Origin of the sequence: Catellatospora tritici, from assembly GCF_019083965.1 — a bacterium.
GTDB classification, from domain to species: Bacteria; Actinomycetota; Actinomycetes; order Mycobacteriales; family Micromonosporaceae; genus Catellatospora; species Catellatospora tritici.
Window position 1 is genome coordinate 15,309 of sequence record NZ_JAHRCY010000031.1, and the last position, 22,899, is coordinate 38,207.

Annotated in this window: 25 protein-coding genes; 14 read left to right on the forward strand and 11 right to left on the reverse strand. The window is 72.1% G+C overall.

The genetic code is table 11. The annotated features are described in order from the left end of the window. Positions 1 to 2 precede the first annotated feature (2 nt). The gene (locus tag KUA19_RS38185; RefSeq protein WP_217404190.1) at positions 3 to 1,391 is read right to left on the reverse strand and encodes an FAD-dependent monooxygenase; all 1,389 of its coding nucleotides are present in this window, start codon (positions 1,389 to 1,391) and stop codon (positions 3 to 5) included. A gap of 159 nt (positions 1,392 to 1,550) precedes the next feature. Then, positions 1,551 to 3,239, reverse strand: coding sequence for a PQQ-dependent sugar dehydrogenase (locus KUA19_RS38190; RefSeq protein WP_217404192.1), 1,689 nt, complete (start codon positions 3,237 to 3,239; stop codon positions 1,551 to 1,553). Between the two features lie 165 nt (positions 3,240 to 3,404). On the opposite strand from KUA19_RS38190, the gene KUA19_RS38195 reads away from it, so the two are divergent. Next, positions 3,405 to 4,031 (forward strand): SIMPL domain-containing protein, encoded by a 627-nt coding sequence (locus tag KUA19_RS38195; protein ID WP_217404194.1) that lies wholly within the window; start codon positions 3,405 to 3,407, stop codon positions 4,029 to 4,031. 6 nt (positions 4,032 to 4,037) lie between these two features. Here KUA19_RS38195 and KUA19_RS38200 read toward each other — a convergent pair whose 3' ends face one another. Continuing rightward, complete coding sequence (locus tag KUA19_RS38200) at positions 4,038 to 5,009, reverse strand: hypothetical protein (RefSeq protein ID WP_308167882.1); 972 nt, start codon at positions 5,007 to 5,009, stop codon at positions 4,038 to 4,040. Positions 5,010 to 5,012: 3 nt separating this feature from the next. Here KUA19_RS38200 and KUA19_RS38205 point away from each other — a divergent pair, with 3 nt between their 5' ends. After that, positions 5,013 to 5,354, forward strand: a complete 342-nt coding sequence (locus KUA19_RS38205) for a hypothetical protein (protein WP_217404196.1) — start codon at positions 5,013 to 5,015, stop codon at positions 5,352 to 5,354. On the opposite strand, the gene KUA19_RS44310 is transcribed toward KUA19_RS38205, so the two are convergent. Further along, complete coding sequence (locus KUA19_RS44310; RefSeq protein WP_302563678.1) at positions 5,338 to 5,466, reverse strand: hypothetical protein; 129 nt, start codon at positions 5,464 to 5,466, stop codon at positions 5,338 to 5,340. The two genes, KUA19_RS38205 and KUA19_RS44310, sit on opposite strands and share 17 nt — an antisense overlap. A gap of 90 nt (positions 5,467 to 5,556) precedes the next feature. Here KUA19_RS44310 and KUA19_RS38210 point away from each other — a divergent pair, with 90 nt between their 5' ends. The 4 genes from KUA19_RS38210 to KUA19_RS38225 all read left to right on the forward strand — a co-directional run bounded on the left by KUA19_RS38210 (position 5,557) and on the right by KUA19_RS38225 (position 9,435). Next, the gene (locus KUA19_RS38210; protein ID WP_217404198.1) at positions 5,557 to 6,333 is read left to right on the forward strand and encodes a hypothetical protein; all 777 of its coding nucleotides are present in this window, start codon (positions 5,557 to 5,559) and stop codon (positions 6,331 to 6,333) included. A 170-nt stretch (positions 6,334 to 6,503) separates the two neighbouring features. Beyond that, positions 6,504 to 7,727 carry a hypothetical protein gene (locus tag KUA19_RS38215; RefSeq protein WP_217404200.1) on the forward strand — a complete coding sequence of 408 codons (1,224 nt, stop codon included), beginning with the start codon at positions 6,504 to 6,506 and terminating at the stop codon, positions 7,725 to 7,727. Between the two features lie 29 nt (positions 7,728 to 7,756). Then, entirely contained in the window at positions 7,757 to 8,545 is a 789-nt protein-coding gene (locus KUA19_RS38220; RefSeq protein WP_217404202.1) for a class I SAM-dependent methyltransferase, read from the forward strand. Positions 8,546 to 8,688: 143 nt separating this feature from the next. Continuing rightward, entirely contained in the window at positions 8,689 to 9,435 is a 747-nt protein-coding gene (locus KUA19_RS38225) for an SAM-dependent methyltransferase (protein ID WP_217404204.1), read from the forward strand. Positions 9,436 to 9,481: 46 nt separating this feature from the next. Here KUA19_RS38225 and KUA19_RS38230 read toward each other — a convergent pair whose 3' ends face one another. Both KUA19_RS38230 and KUA19_RS38235 read right to left on the reverse strand, forming a co-directional pair. Further along, the gene (locus KUA19_RS38230; protein ID WP_217404206.1) at positions 9,482 to 10,585 is read right to left on the reverse strand and encodes a GerMN domain-containing protein; all 1,104 of its coding nucleotides are present in this window, start codon (positions 10,583 to 10,585) and stop codon (positions 9,482 to 9,484) included. Next, positions 10,582 to 11,154: a SigE family RNA polymerase sigma factor gene (locus KUA19_RS38235; protein WP_217404208.1), complete on the reverse strand. Its 573-nt coding sequence runs from the start codon at positions 11,152 to 11,154 to the stop codon at positions 10,582 to 10,584. The genes KUA19_RS38230 and KUA19_RS38235 overlap by 4 nt, the downstream gene beginning before the upstream one ends. A 278-nt stretch (positions 11,155 to 11,432) precedes the next feature. Here KUA19_RS38235 and dnaK point away from each other — a divergent pair, with 278 nt between their 5' ends. Genes dnaK through trxA form a run of 6 tightly spaced genes read left to right on the forward strand, consistent with a single transcriptional unit; the run spans position 11,433 to position 18,248 of the window. Next, positions 11,433 to 13,358 (forward strand): molecular chaperone DnaK, encoded by a 1,926-nt coding sequence (gene dnaK / locus KUA19_RS38240; RefSeq protein WP_217404210.1) that lies wholly within the window; start codon positions 11,433 to 11,435, stop codon positions 13,356 to 13,358. Positions 13,359 to 13,360: 2 nt separating this feature from the next. Continuing rightward, the gene (locus KUA19_RS38245) at positions 13,361 to 13,882 is read left to right on the forward strand and encodes a nucleotide exchange factor GrpE (RefSeq protein ID WP_217404212.1); all 522 of its coding nucleotides are present in this window, start codon (positions 13,361 to 13,363) and stop codon (positions 13,880 to 13,882) included. Continuing rightward, positions 13,882 to 14,868, forward strand: a complete 987-nt coding sequence (locus tag KUA19_RS38250; RefSeq protein ID WP_217404214.1) for a DnaJ C-terminal domain-containing protein — start codon at positions 13,882 to 13,884, stop codon at positions 14,866 to 14,868. The genes KUA19_RS38245 and KUA19_RS38250 overlap by 1 nt, the downstream gene beginning before the upstream one ends. Continuing rightward, positions 14,865 to 15,200 (forward strand): chaperone modulator CbpM, encoded by a 336-nt coding sequence (locus tag KUA19_RS38255; RefSeq protein WP_254550779.1) that lies wholly within the window; start codon positions 14,865 to 14,867, stop codon positions 15,198 to 15,200. The genes KUA19_RS38250 and KUA19_RS38255 overlap by 4 nt, the downstream gene beginning before the upstream one ends. After that, positions 15,154 to 17,799: an ATP-dependent chaperone ClpB gene (gene clpB, locus KUA19_RS38260; RefSeq protein WP_217404216.1), complete on the forward strand. Its 2,646-nt coding sequence runs from the start codon at positions 15,154 to 15,156 to the stop codon at positions 17,797 to 17,799. Before KUA19_RS38255 ends, clpB begins: the two co-directional genes overlap by 47 nt. After that, complete coding sequence (gene trxA / locus KUA19_RS38265) at positions 17,796 to 18,248, forward strand: thioredoxin (protein ID WP_254550780.1); 453 nt, start codon at positions 17,796 to 17,798, stop codon at positions 18,246 to 18,248. Before clpB ends, trxA begins: the two co-directional genes overlap by 4 nt. Before the next feature lie 166 nt (positions 18,249 to 18,414). Here trxA and KUA19_RS38270 read toward each other — a convergent pair whose 3' ends face one another. The 4 genes from KUA19_RS38270 to KUA19_RS38285 form a co-directional block, all read right to left on the reverse strand. After that, complete coding sequence (locus KUA19_RS38270) at positions 18,415 to 18,648, reverse strand: hypothetical protein (protein ID WP_217404218.1); 234 nt, start codon at positions 18,646 to 18,648, stop codon at positions 18,415 to 18,417. Positions 18,649 to 18,989: 341 nt separating this feature from the next. After that, positions 18,990 to 19,277, reverse strand: a complete 288-nt coding sequence (locus KUA19_RS38275) for a hypothetical protein (RefSeq protein WP_217404220.1) — start codon at positions 19,275 to 19,277, stop codon at positions 18,990 to 18,992. Between the two features lie 26 nt (positions 19,278 to 19,303). Next, the gene (locus KUA19_RS44315; RefSeq protein ID WP_217404222.1) at positions 19,304 to 20,026 is read right to left on the reverse strand and encodes a DinB family protein; all 723 of its coding nucleotides are present in this window, start codon (positions 20,024 to 20,026) and stop codon (positions 19,304 to 19,306) included. A gap of 58 nt (positions 20,027 to 20,084) precedes the next feature. After that, positions 20,085 to 20,681, reverse strand: a complete 597-nt coding sequence (locus tag KUA19_RS38285) for a hypothetical protein (RefSeq protein ID WP_217404224.1) — start codon at positions 20,679 to 20,681, stop codon at positions 20,085 to 20,087. A 138-nt stretch (positions 20,682 to 20,819) separates the two neighbouring features. Here KUA19_RS38285 and KUA19_RS38290 point away from each other — a divergent pair, with 138 nt between their 5' ends. Then, positions 20,820 to 21,809, forward strand: coding sequence for a zinc-dependent alcohol dehydrogenase family protein (locus tag KUA19_RS38290; protein ID WP_254550789.1), 990 nt, complete (start codon positions 20,820 to 20,822; stop codon positions 21,807 to 21,809). A 74-nt stretch (positions 21,810 to 21,883) separates the two neighbouring features. After that, positions 21,884 to 22,210 (forward strand): hypothetical protein, encoded by a 327-nt coding sequence (locus tag KUA19_RS38295; protein ID WP_217404228.1) that lies wholly within the window; start codon positions 21,884 to 21,886, stop codon positions 22,208 to 22,210. A gap of 37 nt (positions 22,211 to 22,247) precedes the next feature. Here the strand turns inward: KUA19_RS38295 and KUA19_RS38300 are convergent, their stop codons facing one another. Next, positions 22,248 to 22,769, reverse strand: a complete 522-nt coding sequence (locus KUA19_RS38300; RefSeq protein ID WP_254550781.1) for a DUF5997 family protein — start codon at positions 22,767 to 22,769, stop codon at positions 22,248 to 22,250. Between the last annotated feature and the right edge of the window lie 130 nt (positions 22,770 to 22,899).

Consider the following 22,899-nt stretch of genomic DNA (forward strand, 5'->3'; position numbering starts at 1 on the left):
CCTCACCCGAGCGTCGAGGCCGCTGGATCGGCCGCCACGCGTTGCGGGTTCATGACCGGGGTGTAGGGGCGGCCGCCACGCCAGAAGCCGCGCAGCACGCGCAGCATCGTTCCCGGCCGCAGCAGCGCCGTCGGCGGTTCCAGCAGGTTGAGCACGCGCAGGAACGCGGCGCCCAGCACCGGGTCGGCCGTCGCCGCGACGTGCAGCCGGTGCACGTACGCGTTGACGAACCGGACCCGCGGTGACCGGGGCCCCTCGACCGCCGGGAACCGCAGGTCGGTGCCGACCGCGATGGACCACGGCCCGTCGATCAGCCGGGCGCTGCCCCGGAAGAAGCGGCGACTCAGCCCGGACTCCCCCGCCGCCACCAGTCGGCGCAGGAGCAGCGCCTCCAACGCCGCGATGGTGATGCCCTGCGCGTAGATCGGGTTGAAGCTGCACATCGCGTCCGCGACGACCAGGTAGCCCGCCGGGAACCGGCGCAGCCGCTCGTACCGCCTGCGCACACTCGCCGGGAAGCGCATGCGGACCGCCTCGGTCACCGGTGTGGCGGCCTCGACGATCTCGGTGATCCACGGCGTCGCCAGGGTCCGCGCGAAGGCGAGCATCTCCTCGTCACCGGTCGGCGGCTGCTCGCCCATCATGCCGCTGAACCCGACCGCGATCCGGCCGTCCTCCTGCACGATGGCGATGCCCGCGCGCGGCGCGCCCGGCACCGCGTTGGCCAGCGTGCCCAGCAGTCCGTCCAGGTGGTGCGGCTCCCGTTGGTACAGCCGGGTGACATAGGTGACGTCGACCCGCACCCGATCCTCTACCGGTGGCGCGTAACCGAGCTCCTCGAGCCACAGCGGGCTGCGCGAGGCGCGGCCGCTCGCGTCCACGACCAGGTCGGCGGGGACGATCTGCTCGGCACCGTCGCGATGGCGCAGCCGCACCCCGGTGACCCGGCCGCGGTCGGCGGTCGCGGTGAGCGCGAGCACCTCCGTCGCGGTGACGAACTCGATCCCGGGCAGCGCGGCGACCCGGCCGCGGACCGCATGCTCCAGCAGCGGCCGGGTCAGGCCGATCGCGAGCAGCTGCGACGGTCGCCGCGACATCAGGTAGCCGTCGTTGTACCAGGAGACCTGCTCGTGCAGGTCGATCAGCGGCACCGCGAGACCGGCCAGCTCCTCCGACAGCCCGGGGAACAGCTCGTCCAGCGCGTGGCGGCCCCGGGTGAGCATGACATGCAGCTGGCGCCCCTGCGGCACACCCCGGCGGGCAGTGGGTTCGGCGGGCAGGTCGTCGCGGTCCACCAGCAGGATCCTGGCGTAGGAGTCGCTGAGGGCGCGGGCCGCGAGCAGCCCGCCCATACTGGCACCGATCACCACGGCCGTACGGTCGGAGGGCATGCCAAACCCTAGGCGTGCCCGAGCTTCGGCCGCGTCTTCCTGATTGCGCGATCGGCAGCCGCCGGGCAGTGGGCGAGCTGCCCGAACACGCCCTCGCGAGCACCCGAGGTCTGCCTGGTTGACGGGTGATGGGTGATGGCAACGGCGCCCTCCCGCCGGTCAGGCAGCGGGGGGCAGCATGATCCGGAGGATCTGCGTTTCGGTGCCCGTGCGGGTGGTGATCCACAGTGTCCCGTCTCGGCCGGGTTCGGCCGCGATGAGCGGACCGTAGGCGCCGACCAGGAGGGGTTGCATGTCGGTGAGCCCCTCATCGGTGATCGGGACCCGGTAGAGCCGGGCACCGCCCGCGCAGGCGAGGTAGCCGATGTCGCGGACGATCGCCATCCCGCTGCAGAGGCCATCGCTGGGCCCGAACGTGGCGAACGGCGCTTCGAAGCCGTGCGTGTCGCAGCCGGTGCCGGACTTCGACTCGGTGCCCTCGCACAGGGGCCAGCCGTAGTTGCCGCCCTTGGCGATGTAGTTCGTCTCGTCCACTGACTTGTCGCCGGACTCCTGCGACCACAGCCAGCCCCGCGAGTCGAAGGCGAGGCCCTGCGGGTTGCGGTGGCCCAGGCTCCAGATGTAGCCGCCGAACGGGTTGCCCGCCGGGATCTTCCCGTCGGGGTTGAAGCGCAGGACCTTGCCCGCGAGGCTGTTGTTGTCCTGGGCCAGTCGCGGGTTCTGGGCGTCTCCGGTGGCGGCGTACAGCTTGCCGTCGGGTCCGAACCGCAGCCGTCCCCCGTTGTGGGACTTGGCTCGCGGAATCCCGACCAGCAGCGACTGCATCGACCCGGTGTCCAGCGAGGCGCCGCGCAGCCGCAGCCGGGCGATCCGGTTGTCGCTCGCGGTGGTGTAGAAGACGTAGATCCAGTGGTCCTTGGCGAATGTGGGCGCGATGGTGAGACCCAGCACACCGCCGTCGCCGCCGGTGCTCACCGCGCCGGGCACCTGCCCGAGCGAGGTCGCCTGACCGGTACGCGGATCCAGCCGGACGATCTCGCGCTTGTCCCGCCTGGCGTAGAGCACCGAGCCGTCGGGCAGCTCGACCAGCCCCCACACCAGGTCGGTGTCCTTGGCGACCGGGGTGATCGAGCACAGCAGCGTGCACTGCGCGCCCGCGGTGACATCGGCCCCGGCGCTGCGCCCCGACACGTTGCCCTGGCTGTCGCGGGCGCTGACCTGGTAGCGGTGGTTTGTGGCGGCGGGCACCCCGAAGTCGAGGAAGGTGAACTGTTTCGCGTCACCGGTGGCCGCGACCGTGCCGACCCGGTTCCCGTCGCGGAAGACGTCGTACGCGGTGACCCGGACGTCGTCGGTGGCGGCGGCCCAGGCCGTGGTGACGGTGGTCCCGTCGGCGGTCGCCTTGACCCCACCCGGGGCACTGGGCGCCTTGGTGTCCGAACCGCACTGCGGCGGCGTCACCGCGACGGACGCGCTGGCCGGGGACACGTTGCCCGCCTCGTCGCGAGCGGTGACGTGGATGTTCCAGGTCGTGGCGGGCTCACCTGCGATCACCGCGGCGAGCTGGTCGCCGCCCACACCGGTGACGTGCTGACCGTCGTGGTAGACGTCGTAGCCCGTGACATCGGAGTCGTCGGTCGCCTTGCCCCAGCTGAGCGCGATCGACCTGCACGTCGTCTCGCCGACGCCGACCGCGCCGGGCGCCGTCGGTTTCTGCACGTCCGGCGGCGGCTCCGGCCACTGTGTCACCACGACCACCAGACCGACGAGCGCGAGCACCAGCAGGCCGCCGAGCAGCCGCGAGCCGCCGGATGCCGACGCGATCGGCGACGGTGTGACGGGGGTCATGGCGGCGAATCTATCGAGACGGACCGCCGGGCACCAGCCCTTGGCGGGGATCGGCCCTCGAAATGAGGTGAGCTGTCGGTGCGGCGTGCCGCCGACCGGGCTCCCGCCGAGGGGTCCCGGCTCGGGGTCAGTCCATACCGGCCCCTACGTGCTTCAATCCGGTCCATGTTGATTGACAACCCGTGGGGTGTCGGCACGGTCGGTCGGGCCACGGTGCGATCCGCACCGGACATCGCCACCGCTCAAGTGGTGGTGGAGCACACCGAACCGACCTCGGCCGAGGCGATGCGACGCACGACGGCGGTGCTCGACGCGGTCCGGGCCGCACTGACCGGGTTCGGGGTGCCCGATACGGCGGTCACGAACTCGACGTTCGCGATACGGCCCGAGACACATTGGACGGGCGAGAAGGAGATCTTCGTCGGCCATCACTGCTGGGCCTCGTTCACGTTCGCCACCACGGGGCTGGGCCGCCTGGAGGAACTGCTGGGTGCGTTGGTGGCGGCAGGAGCCGCGCGGATCGGCAGCGTCCAGTTCGACGTGTCGACCCGTCAGGAACTGGTCGACCAGGCCCGGCGCGAGGCGGTCGCCGACGCCCGCCGCAAGGCCCGCCTCTACGCCGACGCGGCGGACGTGCGACTGGGGCAGGTGGTGCACGTCGAGGAGCTGAGCCCCCGATCCGCGCCCGACGAGGTCGGCGAGGGCATGAGCGACACCCCGCACAGCCTGGTCCCGGCCCACGTGGAGGTGGGCGCGGTGATCCTGGTGGGCACGAGCATCCTGCCCGGCTGAGCCCGATCAGCGTGGGCGCGATCCGAGCAGATCGCGCCCACCGCCCGCGAACAGCAGGGCGAGCAGGACCGGGAACTCCAGGTACGCGTGGTAGCTGGCGAATGCCTGGTAGAAGGCGCGGCCCTGGAGGTAGTCGGCGACGAACAGCACGCCGAGCACCGCCGCCGCGCTCAGGCCGAGCGCCCACGGCCGCCAGCCGCGCAGCCACGGCACCCGCGCCTCGAACACGGCCACCGCCTCCGGCGCCTGCCACGGCAGGAACCCCAGCCATACCACGTAGTGCATGGCCTGCAGAAACGCGAACACGGCCAGGAACCGCAGCCCGGTCTGCGCACCGGGCGGCACCACCGGCGCCGCCAGGGCCGCCGGGGTGCCCGCGAACGCGGTCACGGCGGCGCTACCGCGCACCAGCAGGCCGTCGAGCAGCCCGGACAGCAGCAGCGCGGGCACGGCCAGCACCCAGCCGAGCTGCACCGCCCGGAACACCAGACGGGACCGTTCGGGCAGCCGCCGCGACCACTCCCACAGGAAGAACAGCGGCACGACGTTGTGCAGATGGGCCAGGACCACGAAGTGATACGCGGGCCAGCGCAGCGACACCGCCGCCGCGACCCCCAACCCGCCGAGGGCGGGCAGCAGCCACCGGCGCGGCACCGCGTACACGACGCCGACCGCGAGCACCCCGTAGCCGAGCAGGATCTCCGGCGTACGCAGGGTCAGCAGGCGGCAGGCGGCGATGCCGGTGACCACGGCCGCCGACCAGAGCAGTAGCGGGCCGCGCAGCACGTCGGCGAAGCGCCCGGCGACGTAGCGCAGCTCCAGCACGTTGTGCAGCACCCCGAACGCCATCAGCCCGAGCACCATCGCGGCCAGCGGGGCGCGCAGCGCGGCGACCAGGGCGACGGCCGCGCAGCAGGCCAGGGCGGTGCTGGCGGTGAGCGCGCGGTCGCGGGTCGGGGCGGTGGCGGCTACCGTCACCGGATGTCCCCGTATCCGGCCGCGTTGGCGCTGACCCTGGCGGTGGAGGTGCCGCTGTATGCCGTGGCGCTGCATGCGGGCTGGCGGGTGCCGTGGGTGCGGGCCGGTGCCATCGGCGTCGGGGTCAACCTGGTGACCCATCCGGTGCTGTGGAGTGCGCTGTGGCAGGTCCGGGGCGTCGGGGCGTACCCGGTGCTGCTGGTGGCGGCCGAGGCGGCGGTGTGCGCGACCGAGGCGGCGTTGCTGGCGTGGTGGCTGCGGCGGCCGGATCGGCTGCTGGTGGTGCTGGCGGTCGGGGTCAACGCCCTGTCGGTGCTGGCGGGACTCATCAGCGCGAGCGTCTGACCAGGACGACCACCACCACGATCACGGCGACGACAGCCAGGCACGCCAACCCGATGAAGACGAAGGGGGCGGCGACCTCGGTGGGGTCCGGTGCGACATCGGCGAGCGGCATCGATCCAGTATGGGCATCGCCGCGCGGGGCCACCAGACTCGCGGACGGGCGGCTGATGCGTACCGGACCGTAATTTGTGATCATAGGGCCGTGGCCGACACTCCCTGGCGACCCGTGGCCCTGTCCGAGGCCGACTGGCTCGCCGAACTCGACCCCGACGGCGCCGATCGGGGCTACGACCCCGGCGCCCGGCCCGATGCGGTCTGGATCCTGCACGCCATGTACGAATGGGAATCCGGCCCGACCCGCACCACCCATCAGGACCTGCGGCGCAGCCTGCTCGAAGCGGGCATGGTCGAGCCCAACGTGGTCGGCGGCATCGACGTCGACGCCTGGGGTGTGATCGAGACCGGTGGCCAGGTCGGCCGCTCGCAGCATCCGGGGCAGGGCTGGCGGCGGCTGCGCTGGCACGAGCTGGCGGAGCGGCTGGGCGAGCCGGTCGTGGCCGAGGGCGAGCAGCCCTGCTTCCGCAGCCTGGCCGGGGCGCACCCGGACGGCAGCTGGCCGGCCAGCGTCGAGCCGCCCGCCGAGGGCTCGCTGGACCGGGAGAGCTGGTCGCGACTGGTGGAACTGTTGCTGCGAAACTCGCCGATGGGCGCGGCGACGCCGTGTCTGGCGTACCTGAGCCCAGGGCACTCCCCCGACGATCAGGCGCGGATGCTGACGGGGCCACTGGGTGCTGCGGTCGCACTGTACGACCACGACTTCGGTGACGGTTCGCCGGCGAACCTGTGGCCGGTGGACCGGACCTGGGTGACCTGGTCCGACTGGGACCTGTGGGGCACGAAGGTCAGCGGCCCACCGGAGCTGGTCGAGGCGATACTCGCCGACGGCGGGCTGGAGGCGGTGCGGCTGCCCTGGTGCTGAACGGGCGGACCCCGACCGCCGACCCGACACGGGTGGCGACCGGGTGTCCGCCGGAGGAAGGATGTCGCTCCGAAACGCGCTCCGCCGAAGGCGTGGAGCGCTACCACCGATCGTGTGAGTTCTATTCATGGGACGAGCCTGTGCGCAATACGTTGGGTAGCCTCGCAACAATGCGTGATCTCTGGCTGCGCGGACTGGCCGCCAACCCGGCGGCGCCTGCCGATGTCCTCGTGCGGCTGCTGTACCCGTCGGCGGCAGCGGCCTGGCCGGTGCTGTGCGCGCAGCGGCCCCTGCCGCAGCCGGTCGTCGACGCGATCATGCGCCACCCCGAGGGACAGCCCCGCAGCCTGCTGGCGGACAACCCGCACGTGCCCGCGTCGCAGTGGGCCCACGCGGCGGTCGACGAGCGGGGGCTGAAGCGGCTGGCCCGCAATCCGCGTGAGCTGCTGCGCGGACGGCTGCTGCCCGACGCCGCGCTGCGCTACCTGCTCGACCGGGACCGGTCGGAGATCTTCGAGGAGCTGGTCTACTCGGCGCACGCCCGGCGCGCATACGAGCTCGCCGCCACCCACCCGAAGCCGAGCGCGCGGACCTGGGCGTGCCGGTTCTGGACCGCGCTGAGCCAACCGGCGCGGGCCGCGCTGCGCGAGGACCCCGAGGCGGGGGTACGGGCCGCCGCGCTGGCCGCCCACGCCCGCCACACCACCGCGGTGGAGGTGGACGACCTGCCCGACCGACACGACCCCGCCTACCACGACGCGATCATGAACCGGCGGCTCTCGGCGGCGGTCGTCGCCCGCACCATGGCCGGCGGCGACCCGTCCGACCTGCACATGCTCGCCTACAACCCGAGCACCCCGCCCGAGGCGGTGGCCCGGCTCGCCCGGCATCCGTCGTCGTCCATCCGGGCCCAGCTGGCGGCCCGGACCGACCTCGGCCCGGACCTGATCGACCTGCTCGCCGCCGACCCGGACATCGAGGTGCGAATGGTGCTCAGTCACCACCACCCCGAAACCCCCGCCGAGGCGCTGCTACGCACGTTCCTGGAGGACCCCGGCCCGCACCGGTGGCCGCTGACCGCGCACCCGAACTTCCCGGTCATCGGATTGGCCCGGTTCGGCCAGCACGGTGACCCGCAGGTGCGGCGGCTGGCCACCCTCGATCCGCGGGCCGATCCGCTGCTGATCGAGCGGTTGACCTTCGACAACGACCCGGACGTGCGCGACGCGGCGGCCTCCTGTCCGAGGCTGCCCGCCGACCGGCTGGCGTTCCTGCTCGAGGACGAGGACCTGGCCCAGGCGGCGGCGGCCAACCCGGCGCTGAGCCCGGCGCGGATGCACGAACTGCTCGACCAGGCGGGTGTCCCGTCGACCCGCTCCCCGGCGGTGCGCTGACGCATCGGCGGTCGTCGTACCGTGTCGGCATGACACCACCGACCTTCGCCGATCCGGCGGCCTATGAGGCGTACGTCGGACGCTGGAGCCGCCTGGTCGCACCCCGGTTCCTGGCCTGGCTGGACCTGCCCGCGCACCAGCGCTGGCTGGACGTCGGCTGCGGCACCGGCGCGCTGTCCGAGGCGGTGCTCGCCCTGTCCGAACCGGCGGCGGTCACCGGCGTCGACCCCTCCGCCTCGTTCGTCGCCGACGCGACCGCACGGATCACCGACCCGCGTGCCGCGTTCCGGGTCGGCGACGCGCGGGCCCTGCCACTGCCCGACGGCGCCGTCGAGGCCGTGGTCAGCGCGCTGGTGCTCAACTTCGTGCCGGAGCCGGCCGTGGCGGTGGCGGAGTTCGCGAGGGTGACCCGGCCCGGCGGCGTGGCCGCCGCGTACGTCTGGGACTACGCCGCGGGCATGGGCCTCATGCGGCACTTCTGGGACGCCGCGGCACTGCTGGACACGGCCGCGGCCGAACTCGACGAGGGCCGCCGCGCGTCGATCTGCGCGCCCGACCCGCTGCGGACGCTCTGGACCGATGCCGGGTTCACCGAAGTGCGGCTCGAGGAGCTGGTGGTGCCGACTCCGTTCGTGGACTTCGCGGACTACTGGAACCCGTTCCTCGGCGGGCAGGGTCCGGCGCCGGGATACGTCCGGTCGCTGGCCGACGAGCACCGGTCTCGGCTGCGTGACCTGCTCGCCTCGCGGCTGCCGGTGGCCCCGGACGGGACGATCCGCCTGACCGCCAAAGCCTGGGCGGTGCGCGGGCGCCGGTAATCCGGTTGCGGCGGCCGAAGGCGGTGGTTACTGTGCGGCGATCATTTTCTCCGGTATGGAAGCAGGTGTTTTGATGCGTGTCGTTGTGGCTCGTCAGCTCCCCTTTTCGACGACCCGACAAACACACGTGAGGAAGCACGACATTGGATCTGCCTCGTAGTTACTCCATCCGGGAAGACAGCCACCGGGTCCTCAACCCGATCGACTCCGCCAAGCTCGCCCTGCTGGGCGAGGTCATCGGCCTGAAGGCCGGCCAGTCCATGCTCGACCTGTGCTGCGGCAAGGGCGAGGCGCTGGCCACCTGGGCCCGCGACCACGGCATCGGCGGGGTCGGCGTGGACATCAGCACCGTCTCGCTGGCCGTGGCCCGCGAGCGCGTCGCCGAGTTCGGCGTCGCGGACCGGGTGTCGTTCGTGCACGGCGACGCGAGCACGTACGTGTCCGCCGAGCCCGTGGACGTGGTCGCGTGCATCGGCGCGACCTGGATCGGCGGCGGTGTCACCGGCACCGTGGCGCTGCTGCGGCAGAGCCTGAAGCCGGGCGGCCTGATGCTGATCGGCGAGCCGTTCTGGCGCGGCGAGACGCCCGATCTGGAGACGGCGAAAGCGTGCCGCGTGCGAACGACCGAGGAGTACGACACCCTGCCGCGCCTGGTGGCCCGGTTCGGCGAGTTGGGCTTCGACCTGGTCGAGATGGTGTTGGCCAGTGAGGACAGCTGGGACCGGTACCGGGCCGCGCAGTGGCTCAACGTACGCCGGTTCCTGGACGCCAACCCCGACGACGAGTTGGCGGCCGAGTTCCGGGCGGAGCTCGACCGGGCCCCGCTGGACTACGTCCGCTACGAAAGGGCCCTGGTGGGCTGGGGTGTGTTCGCGCTGATGCAGCGCTGACCGGACCGCGGCCGACCGGGTGGTGACCCGGTCGGCCGCGGCGCCGTCAGCCGACGGTGAAGACGTGCTCGTCCATCGCCTGGATCGAACTGTCGGCGGGCGAGTAGAAGAACCCCTCCACCGAGTACCTCCCGGCCGGTAGCACGGGCGTGCGCACGGTCGCGGCACCCTGGCTGGGCGGCCCCGCGTCCAGGTTCACGGACTTGTCGAACACGACCTTTCCGGCGGCGTCGCGTACGCGGACGTGCATGGTCGCCTCGAACACGATCCCGGCCACCTTGATCTCGACGGGCCCCTTCGCGACGACCGCGTTCTGCTGCGGGTCGATGACCCAGACCGGGGCGAGCACGTCGACGGCCGGGCCGCGGCGCAGCCGTCCACGCACCGGGAACTGGTTCCACAGCTTGTCGACCTGCTTGCCGTCCAGCAGCAGCACCATCGCGTCGGTGTCGCTGGCGGCGGTGGCGGTCCAGATGAGCTGCTGCAGCGCGGCCTTGTTCGACGGCGGGTCGTAGCCGTTGATTGCGGCGCCGCTCAGGTCCACCGTCACCGTGGCCCCTTCGACCGTGGCGCTGCGCAGTTTGGCGCTTGCGGGCCAGCTGCTGATGTAGTCGGGGTCGTAGGCCGTACGCCCGTCGAGCATCGCGGTGACCGCGGCCACGGTCCTGGCGGCCTTGCTGCCGCCGGCAACTCGGAGCTTGTGGTATTCGCGGTAGAGCTTGGGCACGCCCTTGAGGTCGCCCTGGTAGTAGATCGGCACGTTGGCGGTGACGGCGTTCGGCGAGCCGCCCGGCGGGCCACCCTGCGTCGGCGAGGCGGCCGGGTCGGGCGCCGGGCTGCCGGGGGTGCTGCTGCCGGGTGCGGCGGACGAGCTGCCGGGGTCGGGTGTGCCCGGCGGGGCGCAGCTGCCGACGCTGAAGACGACGGCGGCCACGGTGGCGGCGACCGCGGACGCGGTGCCGGTGGTGAACGCGAGCGGCATGTTTCCTCCTCGGAGACGGTGCCACCAGGTGCGTTCCCGCACCCGGGTCCTGATGGCCGACAGCGCTCCGGCGTCGGCTCCCACGGTCGCCGCGTACGCCTCCAGGGTCTGGCGCAGCAACTGCTCGGTCGCCTCGTCGCCGTTGGCTCGGCCGAGGTGCGTGGTCATGACTCCTCCCGGGAGGCCCACTGCTCGGACTGGCGCAGCGCGGCCAGGCCCCGTGAGGTGTGGCTCTTGACCGCGCCGCGGCTGACGCCCATGGCGTCGGCGACGTCGGCCTCGGACAGGTCCAGGTAGTAGCGCAGCACCAGGGCCTCGCGCTGACGGGCGGGCAGGGTGCGCAGGTCTGCCAGCATGCGTGCCTGGGCGAGGGAGTCCAGGGCGAGGTGCTCGGCGGAGGCGATGGTCGGCGGGGGCGGTTGGGCGGCCAGGTAGCGGTCGGCGACCAGCCTGCGGCGCAGCGTGGAGCGGGACCGGTTGACCACGCTCTGGCGCAGGTAGGCCAGGGCCTTGTCGGTATCGCGCAGGCGGCCCCAGCGGGCGTGCAACTGGACGTACGCGTCCTGGGCCAGTTCCTCGGCGCGCGCCGGGTCCCCGCAGAGCATCGCGCCCAGCCGCACCAGGATGCGGTAGTGGGCCCGGAACAGGTGGGTGACCGCCGCGTCGGCGTCCCACTCGGCGGGCTCGCCCGAGTCGGCGCCGACCAGGGTGAGGTGGCGCGCTGGGCCAGGGCGCACAGGGCCGCCCGCGGCGGGTGTGGGTGGGTCGGCGGCGGGGCGCGGGGTCACGCCGCTTCGACGCTTCGACCATGGAATCGGTTTACCGCCCTGAGCTGCCTGTTTCCCGACACCACGCCCCGGGCGTGGGCCGCGGGGACTGGTGGAAGCGGCCACGGGCGCCGACGGGCGGCGATACAGTTCCGGTAAGTGCGTTATGCGACGAAATAACGGACATCTGTAGCATGCCCGGTGGTGCGAGCCTGCGCGCCCGCCGCCGGGCGGGGCGGGAGCAGATCATGGCAAAGGCAGTCGGTATCGACCTCGGCACCACCAACTCGGTGATCGCGGTGTTCGAAGGCGGTCAGGCGAGCGTCATCCCCAACGCCGAGGGCGCCCGCACCACCCCGTCGGTGGTGGGGTTCACCGACGCCGGGGAGCGCCTGGTCGGGCAGCTCGCTCGGCGGCAGGCGATCCTGAACCCCAAGGGCACGATCTATTCCGCGAAGCGGTTCATCGGCCGTCACTTCGACGAGATCAGCTCCGAGGCCAAAGCCGTCGCGTTCGACGTGGTCGCCGGGCCGGACGACCTGGTGCGCTTCGACGTCAAGGGCAAGCTCTACTCCCCCGAGGAGATCAGCGCGCTGGTGCTGCGCAAGCTGGTCGAGGACGCGGGCAAGTTCCTGGGCGAGAAGGTCACCCAGGCGGTGATCACCGTACCGGCGTACTTCAACGACGCGCAGCGGCAGGCGACCAAGGACGCCGGGCGCATCGCCGGGCTGGAGGTGCTGCGCATCATCAACGAGCCCACGGCGGCCGCGCTGGCGTACGGCCTGGACAAGAAGGGCCACGAGACCGTCCTCGTCTTCGACCTGGGCGGCGGCACCTTCGACGTGAGCATCCTCGACGTCGGCGACGGCGTGGTCGAGGTACGCGCCACCGCCGGCGACTCGCACCTGGGGGGCGACGACTTCGACAAACGCCTGGTCGACTACCTGGCCGACGAGTTCCGCAACGAGCAGCGCATCGACCTGCGCGCCGACCCGCAGGCGCTGCAGCGGCTGTTCGAGGCCGCCGAGAAGGCGAAGGTCGAGCTGAGCTCGGTCACCCAGACCCAGGTCAGCCTGCCGTTCATCACCGCCGACGCGGCCGGGCCCAAGCACCTGACCATGACGCTGACCCGGTCGAAGTTCGAGGACCTGACCAAGGACCTGGTCCAGCGCTGCCTCGGCCCGGTCGAGCAGGCGATGAGCGACGCGAAGACCACCGCCAACGACCTCGACGAGGTGATCCTGGTCGGTGGCTCCACCCGCATCCCGGCGGTGCAGGCCCTGGTGCGGCGCCTGACCGGCGGCAAGGACCCGAACATGAGCGTCAACCCCGACGAGGTCGTGGCGATGGGCGCCGCGATCCAGGCCGGGGTGCTCACCGGTGAGGGCCCGGACGTGCTGCTGCTGGACGTCACGCCGCTGTCGCTGGGCCTGGAGACCCTGGGTGGCCGGATGACCAAGGTGATCGAGCGCAACACCACCATCCCGGCCCGCCGCGCCGAGACGTTCACCACCGCCGAGGACAACCAGCCCGCCGTCGACATCGCGGTGCTGCAGGGCGAACGGGAGCTGGCCGCCGACAACCGGGTGCTGGGCCGCTTCCGGCTGGAGAACATCCGGCCCGCGCCGCGCGGCGTGCCGCAGATCGACGTCACCTTCGACGTCGACGCCAACGGCATCCTCAACGTCTCCGCCAAGGACAAGGAGACCAGCGCCGAGCAGACCATCACCATCTCCGACAGCGGCAACCTGGACCGCTCCGAGGTGGACCGGATGGTGGCCGACGCCGACACCCACCGCGAGGAGGACGCCCGCGCGCGGCAGGCCATCGACACCCGCAACGAGCTGGAGTCGCTGACCTACCAGGTGGAGCACCGGTTGCAGGAGCTGGGCGAGGCGGCACCGGAGCACGAGAAGGCGCGGGCGGAGCTGCTGGTCGGCGACGCCCGGCAGGCGATCAAGGAGAACGCGCCGCTGGACCGGCTGCGTTCGCTCATCGGCGACCTGCAGCAGGTCGCGCAGGGCCTGATGGCCCGGCCGTCCGGACCGCCGACCGGCGGCGAGCAGCCCGGCGGACCGTCCGGCCCGAGCGCGGGTGCGGGGGCCGGGGCTGCCGGGGCGCGCACCGGACAGGGCGACGACGACGTCATCGACGCCGAGTTCTCGCCGAGCTGACCATGACCGAGCCGCACGCTCACCCCGCGCACCAGGCCGACGTCGAGGTGGAGGAGACTGCCGAGCCGAGCGCCCCGCAGGCACCGACGGCCGAGACCGGCAGGGTGGCCGAGCTGGAGAACCGGCTGCGCCGGGCCCTGGCCGACCAGGAGAACCTGCGCAAGCGGTACGAGCGGCAGCTGGCCACCGAGCGCGAGTCCGAGCGGGCCCGTACCGCCGCGGTGTTCCTGCCGGTCATCGACAACCTGGACCTTGCCCTGCAGCACGCCGACGCCGACCCGGCCGCCCTGGCCGACGGCGTGCGCGCGGTACGCGACCAGGCCGTGGCCACGCTCGCCACGCTCGGGTTCCCGCGCCGGGAGGAGACCGGGGTGCCGTTCGATCCGATGTGGCATGAGGCGGTCAGCGTGCTGCCCGCCGGGGACGCCGCGCCGGGCACCGTGCTGGCGGTGGTGCGGCCCGGCTACGGGGAGGCCGACCGGACGCTGCGCCCGGCGTCGGTCGTGGTCGCGGGCAACGACTGATGGCCCGCGACTTCTACGAGGTGCTCGGCGTCGCCCGTGACGCCTCGGCCGACGACATCCAGCGGGCCTTTCGCACCCTGGCCCGCAAGTTCCATCCGGACGTGAACAAGTCGCCCGAGGCCGAGGAGCGTTTCAAGGAGATCAACGAGGCGTACCACGTGCTGCACGACCCGCAGCAGCGCGCCCGCTACGACCGTTTCGGCGCGGACTTCCGCAAGATCCCCGAAGGGTACGAGGACATGGCGGGCGCGGGCGGGTTCCGCCCCGGCGCCGGTCGCGGCGGCTTCCCCGGCGGGGGTTTCCCGGGCGCGGGCGGGCAGGGCGAGCCGTTCAGCTGGTCGTACGACGGCGGCGACGTCGACCTCGACGACCTGCTCGGTGGGCTGTTCGCCGGGCGCGGCGCGGGCCGGGCGCGCGGGCCGACGGGCCCGATCCCGGGTGCCGACCAGGAGGCCGAGCTGGAACTCAGCGTCGAGGAGGCGTACCGGGGCGGCAAGCGGTCCATCACCCTGTCCGGTCCGGAGGGTCCGCGCGGCTACGACGTGACCATCCCGGCCGGGGTGACCGACGGCCAGCGCATCCGGCTGGCCGGGCAGGGCGGCCGGGCCCGGGGCAGCGCCAAGCACGGCGACCTGTACCTGGTGGTGCGGCTGCGCCCCGATCCGCGCTTCCGGGTCGAGGGCCGCGACATCCACGTGCGGCTGCCGGTGACCCCGGCCGAGGCCGTGCTGGGCGCGACCGTGCCGGTGGCCACCCCTGGCGGCGAGGCGTCGGTGCAGGTCCCGGCCGGGACGAGCAGCGGACGTCGGCTGCGGCTGCGTGGGCAGGGCATGCCGTCGCGGCGCGGCGAGCCGGGCGACCTATACGCCGAGGTCCGCGTCATGGTGCCCGACCACCTGAGCGACCGCGAGAAGGAGCTGTACGAGGAGCTGGCCCGGGTGTCGACGTTCGACCCGAGGCGTGAGCGGGAGAGGGCCGGACGATGAGGACATACGCGATCGCCGTGCCGGTGCGGCTCGACCTGGACCGCTTCGCCCGTCAGGCCGGGCTGCACCCGGTGCTGGTGCAGCGGTTCGTGGCCCTGGGCCTGGTCGACGCCGACCGCGACACCTACGGGCGGCTGTGGTTCCGCCCGGCCGCGCTGCACCAGGTCGCGCGGGTGCAGCGGCTGCGCGCGGACCTGTGCCTGAACTACACCGCGATCGGGCTGGTCGTCGACCTGCTCGACCGCATCGAAGACCTGCAGGCGGCGCTACGAAGGAGTGAGCACGGTGGACCTGAACCGGCTGACGCAGAAGTCCCAGGAAGCGCTGCATGACGCACAGACGATCGCACTGCGGCTGGGTCAGACCGAGGTCGACGGCGAGCACCTGCTGCTCGCTCTGCTGGACCAGCCCGACGGCATCGTCCCCCGGCTGATCGAGCAGCTGGGCGCGAACCCGTCGGTGCTGCGCGCCGAGGTCGAGCAGGACCTGGCCAAGCGGCCCAGGGTCAGCGGGCCGGGGGCACAGCCCGGCCAGGTGTACGTCACCCAGCGCCTGTCCCGCCTGCTCGACACCGCCGAACGCGAGGCCAAGCGGCTCAAGGACGAGTACGTCTCCGTCGAGCACCTGCTGCTGGCCCTGGCCGACGAGGGTTCGGCCACGGCCGCCGGGCGGCGACTGAAGGAGAACGGCGTCACCCGCGAGGCGTTCCTCAACGCGCTGACCCAGGTGCGCGGCAACCAGCGCGTCACCTCCGCCATGCCCGAGGTGACCTACGAGGCGCTGGAGAAGTACGGCCGCGACCTGGTCGCCGACGCTCGCAACAACAAGCTCGACCCGGTGATCGGCCGCGACGGCGAGATCCGGCGCGTGATCCAGATCCTGTCCCGCAAGACCAAGAACAACCCGGTGCTGATCGGCGACCCCGGCGTCGGCAAGACCGCGATCGTGGAGGGCCTGGCCCAACGGATCGTGCGCGGCGACGTGCCCGAGGGGCTGCGCGACAAGACCGTGTTCGCCCTGGACATGGGCTCACTGGTGGCCGGAGCCAAGTACCGGGGCGAGTTCGAGGAGCGGCTCAAGGCCGTGCTCAACGAGGTCCGGGCGGCCGAGGGGCGCATCCTGCTGTTCGTCGACGAGCTGCACACCGTCGTGGGCGCGGGCGGCGGCTCCGAGGGCGCCATGGACGCGGGCAACATGCTCAAGCCCATGCTGGCCCGCGGCGAGCTGCACATGATCGGTGCGACCACGGTGGACGAGTTCCGCAAGCACATCGAGAAGGACGCGGCGCTGGCCCGGCGCTTCCAGCAGGTGCTGGTCGACGAGCCGACGGTGGAGGACACCATCTCGATCCTGCGCGGCATCCGCGAACGCCTGGAGGTGTTCCACGGCGTGCGGATCCAGGACTCCGCCCTGGTCGCGGCCGCGACGTTGAGCCACCGGTACATCACCGACCGGTTCCTGCCGGACAAGGCGATCGACCTGGTGGACGAGGCGTGCGCGCGGCTGCGTACCGAGATCGACTCGATGCCCGCCGAGCTGGACGAGGTCACCCGGCGGGTGATGCGGCTGGAGATCGAGGAGGCGGCACTGGCCAAGGAGGACGATCCGGCCAGCCTCGCCCGGCTGGACCAGCTCCGCCGGGAACTTGCCGACCTGCGCGCCGAGGCCGACGCCAAGCGCGCCCAATGGGAGAGCGAGCGGCAGGCCATCCGCCGGGTCCAGGACCTGCGCGGAGAGCTGGAGCAGGCCCGGCGCCAGGCCGAGGACGCCGAGCGGGCGTACGACCTCAACCGCGCCGCCGAGCTGCGCTACGGCCAGATCGCCGAGCTGGAGCGGCGGCTGCAGAACGAGCAGGACAAGCTCGCCGACCGGCAGGGCGGGCGCGGCCTGCTGCGCGAGGTGGTCACCGACGACGAGATCGCCGACATCGTGTCGGCGTGGACCGGCATCCCCGTCGCCCGCCTACAGGAGGGCGAGCGGCAGAAGCTGCTGCGCCTGGACGAGATCCTGCACGAACGCGTCGTCGGCCAGGACGAGGCGGTGCAGGTCGTCGCCGACGCGATCATCCGGGCCCGCTCCGGCATCAAGGACCCGCGCCGCCCGATCGGGTCGTTCATCTTCCTGGGGCCGACCGGTGTCGGCAAGACCGAGCTGGCCAAGGCCCTGGCGGCGGCGCTGTTCGACTCGGAGGACGCGATCGTGCGCCTGGACATGAGCGAGTACCAGGAGCGGCACACCGTCAGCCGCCTGGTCGGGGCGCCACCCGGCTATGTCGGGTACGAGGAGGGCGGGCAGTTGACCGAGGCGGTGCGGCGCAAGCCGTACTCGGTGGTGCTGTTCGACGAGATCGAGAAGGCGCACCCGGACGTGTTCAACACGCTGCTGCAGGTGCTCGACGACGGCCGCATCACCGACTCGCAGGGCCGCACCGTCGACTTCCGCAACACCGTCATCATCATGACCTCGAACATCGGCGCCGAGCACCTGCTGGAAGGGACCGGCAACGAGATCAGCCAGTCCGCCCGCGACCAGGTCCAGGCCGCGCTGCGGGCGCACTTCCGGCCGGAGTTCCTGAACCGGATCGACGACATCGTGCTGTTCCACCGCCTGTCGCTGGACCAGATCGAGCTGATCGTGGACCTGCAGTTCGCCGACCTGCGCGCCCGCCTGGCCGAGCGGCGCATCGAGCTGGAGGTCACCGAACCGGCGCGCAAGCTGATCGCCGAGCGCGGCTACGACCCGGTCTACGGCGCCCGACCGCTGCGCCGCTACATCTCCCACGAGGTCGAGACCCGCATCGGGCGCGCCATCATCGCCGGTGACCTGCGCGAAGACGCCGTGATCCGGGTCGATGCGCAGAATGGTGAGCTGGCGGTATCCTTCGAAGCCACCGCCGCCGACCGGATGGCGCACGCCGGAACGGGAGCATGATGGCCGACCACGCCGAGGGCATCACCACCTGCCCGCACTGCGGCACGCGCAACCGCGTGCCCGCCGCCGCCACGGGGCTGCCCCGGTGCGGCAAGTGCAAGGAGTTGCTGCCTTGGCAGGCCGACGCGACCGACGCGGACTTCGCCGAGGTGGTCGAGCAGTCGGCCCTGCCGGTGCTGGCCGACCTGTGGGCGCCGTGGTGCGGCCCGTGCCGGGTGGTGGCACCGGGCGTGGCCAAGGCCGCCGAGGTGTTCGCGGGCAAGCTGAAAGTCGTGAAGGTCAACGTGGACATCGCACAGAACGTCGCGGTCCGCTACCAGGCCCAGTCGATCCCGCTGCTGCTGCTGCTCGACAAGGGCGCGGTCCGGGCCCGCCAGGTCGGCGCCGTCCCACCGGACGCCCTCCTGCGCTGGGTCGACCAGTCCCTAGCCCTCCCACCCGCCGCCTGACCCACCCCTACCGCGTCGATCATGAACTTATGGACGTGTTCGACGGTGTGTCCGCACCCTGGCACCGTGATCGCCTGAGCGCGCGTGGCGGCGGGAGTTCAGCTCCATTGGTGACGGCGATGGGCTCGGCAGTCGGAGAAGCCCAGACATCGGCCACGGCTGCTGGTCAGGTCCGTGTCGCGCGGGCTTCGGCCTCCATCTCCTCGGCCTCCGGCCAGGCTACAGCGACGTCGACACCCAGATCAGGAAAGATGTCGTCGAGGTCAGCCGAATAGTCGTCGCCCTCGCGTGGCATGCGGATGCTCGCTGCGGCCCCCAGTACTATCTTCACGGGCACAAGCGACGTGCTGAGCACCTCCCCGTCGGGGCCGACCTCGACGCAGACGGTCTTCGCGTACACCGCGGTGAGTTGACCGACCTCGTGGCACCGACCGGTTCCGCTCCCAAAGATCGGACGCTGCACACCACCGGCAACCGCATGGGCGACGTCTTCTCACGGAAGTCGACCTCCATCAGCTTGCGGACCATCACGTCGGCCTCAGCCGACAGCCGGTCGCCGGTCTTCAGCGGCATGGCGTCGACCTCCACTCCACAACCCACCGCCAAGGTCAACAGCAGTGCCGCAACCACCGCCGCAGGCGCTGGCCCGTCGCGCGGGGTAGTCGCGCCGTGGCGAGATCTCGCCAGCTGCCACTCCCCCGCCCGGCGGCCAGGAGCCGGTGGCGACGATCGTCAACCGGTCTACGAGTCTTTCCCACGCTTCGCGTCAGCGGCCATGCGGAGATCACGGAAGTCGAGAACGGCCCCGAGCGAGAGCCTGACCAGGCTTGCAAGATCGCCCCGTGCGAGCAGCAAGATGTCGTCCAGGACGGGCGAAGGGACTTCCAGTTCGCGGGGGCCGTAGCAGTCGTGCCACGCCAGGTCCGTCAGGTGCAGCAGATCGAGCGCTGCCTCCACGTCACGCGCCGCGAACTGTTTCTCGATCCGGGGCTTACGCTCGTCGCGGCGCTGGGCGCTACCGATCGCCATGCAGCACTGTATCCCCGGCCGACGACTCACGCGTCGTACGTCGCCTCGATCGCGTCGAGGTCGCGTGCGGCGAAGCGGTGGTGCTCCCACTCCTCGTGGAGGATCACGTGCAGGCAGGAGAGTGTCGTCTCCCGATATTCGGGAGCCCACGGGTTCTTCCGTGCCTCGGCCAGCACGTCCGCTGTGACGGTGGCGAGGAAGTCGCGCACCATCGCGACGTGGCCCGCCCGGATCTCGAGCACCTCGGCGTACGAGGGAGCGACCGGCGCGAAGACCGACATGTCGAGGCCGTCGGTCTCGTACTCGGCGTTCGGTTGACCGATGGGGTGGAACGGCTTTTCGATCCCCAGGATCGCTCCGCGCAGCCACGTGTCCGTAGCCATGACCAGGTGCCGCAGCGTCTGCGCGAACGACCACTCGCCGCCCACCGACACGTCGACCGTGCCCGGCGGCATCGCCGCGACGCGTTCGAGCGTGGCCGCCCAGGTGCGCTCGAGCGCGGCCCAGGCCGCGCGCAGGCCGTCCGGATCCCCGGCGCGACGGTCGGCCCGGCCGGGAAAGCGGCGGTCGAGTTCGGCCTCGACGAGCGGGACCACATCAACCCCGTTGACGTGCAGAGAGCTCCCGCCTTCGGCGAGCCACGGTGCGTCGATGTCCGCATCCGACACATGGACGGCGCGCATCACCGCGCCGGACAGGTCGGCCCGGATGAACCGGGCACCACGCAGGTCCGCATCGACGAACTCCACGCCGTGCTCGTCGTCGGACCGGGCGAAGGTTGCCATGACTTCTCCAAGTCGAGTGCTCTCAGCAGGGCTCGCGATGGGCACACCCTAGTACGGCATCAGCTGCTACTCCCGCTGACTCGGCTCGAGCAGGTGCCCGGCGAGGCCGGGCAGGACCGGGGGCTCGGTCCAGTCCAGGCGGGCCGGGATGTCGAGCAGGGGTACGGAGGCGATGAGCCGCCACAGGTAGAACCGCTCGATGGTCCACAGTGGCGGCGGGTCGGGTGACAGGGCGATCGTGAGCGCGACGACGGCTTGGATGCTCGACAGGAATGCCCGCGCCCGAGGTGATGAGCGCGATCAGGAGCAGACGCCGCTGACTCGGGTCGGCCAGCGAGACGATCACGTTGCGGGTGACCACAGCCAGCATGATCAAGGCCACGGTGCCGATGAAGGCGGCGACCACCCATCGCCCGACCGGGCCGAACCCGTCGGCCGCGGCGAGCAGCAGCCGGAGCAGTCCGACGAACGCGGCCGTGAGGGTGAACGCCACCAGGATGGGCGCGATCCACGCGCGCAACGGTCTACCCGCGGTGTCGTCGATCCAGTCCTGGGCCTTGTCGCGCCGGCGGTCGTACCCGTCGAACATCGGCGTCAGGACACGGTCCAACCGATCCACACCGGCTCCTGCCTCGCGTGCGGGATGATGCTCCACCGCAGTTCGGCGCTCGTCAACGTCGATGGTCCGAACAGGGGCGGATTTCGGGAGCCCCGCCCAGGCCGGGCCGTGGGCGGCGATGATGGCGGTGTGCCCACGATGCGCGCCTGGCAGGTGACCCGCCCCGGCCCGATGTCCACCCGGCCGCTGCGGCAGGTGGACCTGCCCGTGCCCGAGCCGGGCCCCGACGAACTGCTGGTCCGCGTCCGTGCCTGCGGGGTCTGCCGCACCGACCTGCACGTCGCCGAGGGCGACCTGCAGGTGCACCGCCCGGACGTCGTCCCCGGTCACGAGATCGTCGGCGAGGTCGTCACCGGCGCGGGCGGGTTCTCGCCCGGCGAGCGCGTCGGCATCGCCTGGCTGCGCCACACCGACGGCACCTGTGGCTACTGCCGCCGCGGCCGGGAGAACCTGTGCCCGGACTCGCGCTACACCGGCTGGGACGCCGACGGCGGCTACGGCGAGTACGCCGTCGCCCCGGCCGCCTACGCCTACCGCCTGCCCGACAGCTACCCCGACGAGCAGGTCGCGCCGCTGCTGTGCGCCGGGATCATCGGCTACCGCGCGCTCAAACTGGCCTCGCTGCCGCCGTCCGGCCGACTGGGCATCTACGGCTTCGGCGCCTCGGCACACCTGACCGCTCAGCTGGCCGCCGCGCAGGGCGCACAGGTGTACGTGATGACCCGCTCCCCCGCCGCCCAGCGGCTCGGCCTGGACCTGGGCGCGGTCTGGGCGGGCGGCGCCGACGAACCACCGCCGGTCGCGCTGGACTCGGCGATCCTGTTCGCGCCGGTGGGCACCCTGGTGCCGACCGCGCTGCGGGCGCTGGATCGCGGCGGCACCCTGGCCGTGGCGGGCATCCACCTCAGCGACATCCCGCCGCTGAACTACCAGGCCGACCTGTTCCAGGAGCGGATCCTGCGCAGCGTCACCGCCAACACCCGCGCGGACGGCCGCGAGTTCCTGGACCTGGCCGATCTGCACCACCTGGCGGTCACGACCACGCCGTATCCGCTGGCCGCGGCCGAGGCGGCGCTGACGGACCTGGCCGCCGACCGCGTCAACGGGGCGGCCGTGCTGATCCCGTGACGGCGGCCCAGATCAAAACGATATTTAAAGTCACCTGAATGAATATTTAAGACTTCGATGGCTATCGTTGTCCGGTGATCTCGATAGCCACTCCCCTACTCCGCCTGCACAGCCGGGTACGCGAACGCATCTACCGGACCCTGCTGGCCGACCCGGAGCGGGCGTGGACGGTGCGGGAACTGACCACGGCCCTGCCCGGCGTCACCGTCGACGGCGTACGCAGCACCCTCTACCTGCTGCACGGCGAGCGCCTGATGGAGTCGGTCCCCTACCAGCGCGCCGCGACGTTCCGGCTGGTGCCGGGCGCCGACCGGGCGCTGGCCCGCACCCTGAGCCGCTGGCACCAGCCGCCTTCGCACCACCGCAAGACGGCGGTCTCGGGGAAGACCCGCGAATCCTGATCCGGATCACCGCGATTTCCCCGAAACCGTGCCCTGGTCAGCCCCTCGAAGACGGCTTTCGCGACGATCCCGAGCCGGTACGGCGGGGCCCGCTGGACACCCGTACGTTGAAGATCGATTTGGTGGCCTTGGGCGTCGCGGCGCTCTTGCGCGCGGCGGGCTTGGCGGGTTCGGGCGCCTTGTCGGCCTCCGCCTTCCGCTCCTGCAGCCGCCGCTGCTCGCGCAGCGTCTCGGCGTGCTTCTCCCGCTCACGTACCAGCCACTCCGGCGGGTCGGCGGCCAGCGCGGTGATCTGCTCGGTGGTCAGCGCCTCGGTGATTCCGGCGCGGGCCAGCCCGCTGTTGGACACCCGCAGGCGCGCGGCCACGACGTTGCGCGGGTGCGGACCGTCCCGGCGCAGGTCGGCGAGCCACTGCGGGGGGTTGCGCTGGAGCTCGTCGAGGTCCTCGCGCGAGATCAAGCCCTCCTGGAACTCCCGTGGTGTGGCCGGCAGGTAGACATCGAGCTTCAGCGCCGCCGTTGCGGGCTTCATCACCTGGGACTTCTTGGGCTTGCTCATTGTGTCAGGGTACCGGCCCGGCCACCGCCCGAACCGGTCGCCCTGCACCGGGGTGCCCGCCGCCACCGGCCGCGCACCGGCGCCCCGGGTACCCTGAGCAGGTTGCGTGTGCTCACCGCAGCACCCGTTC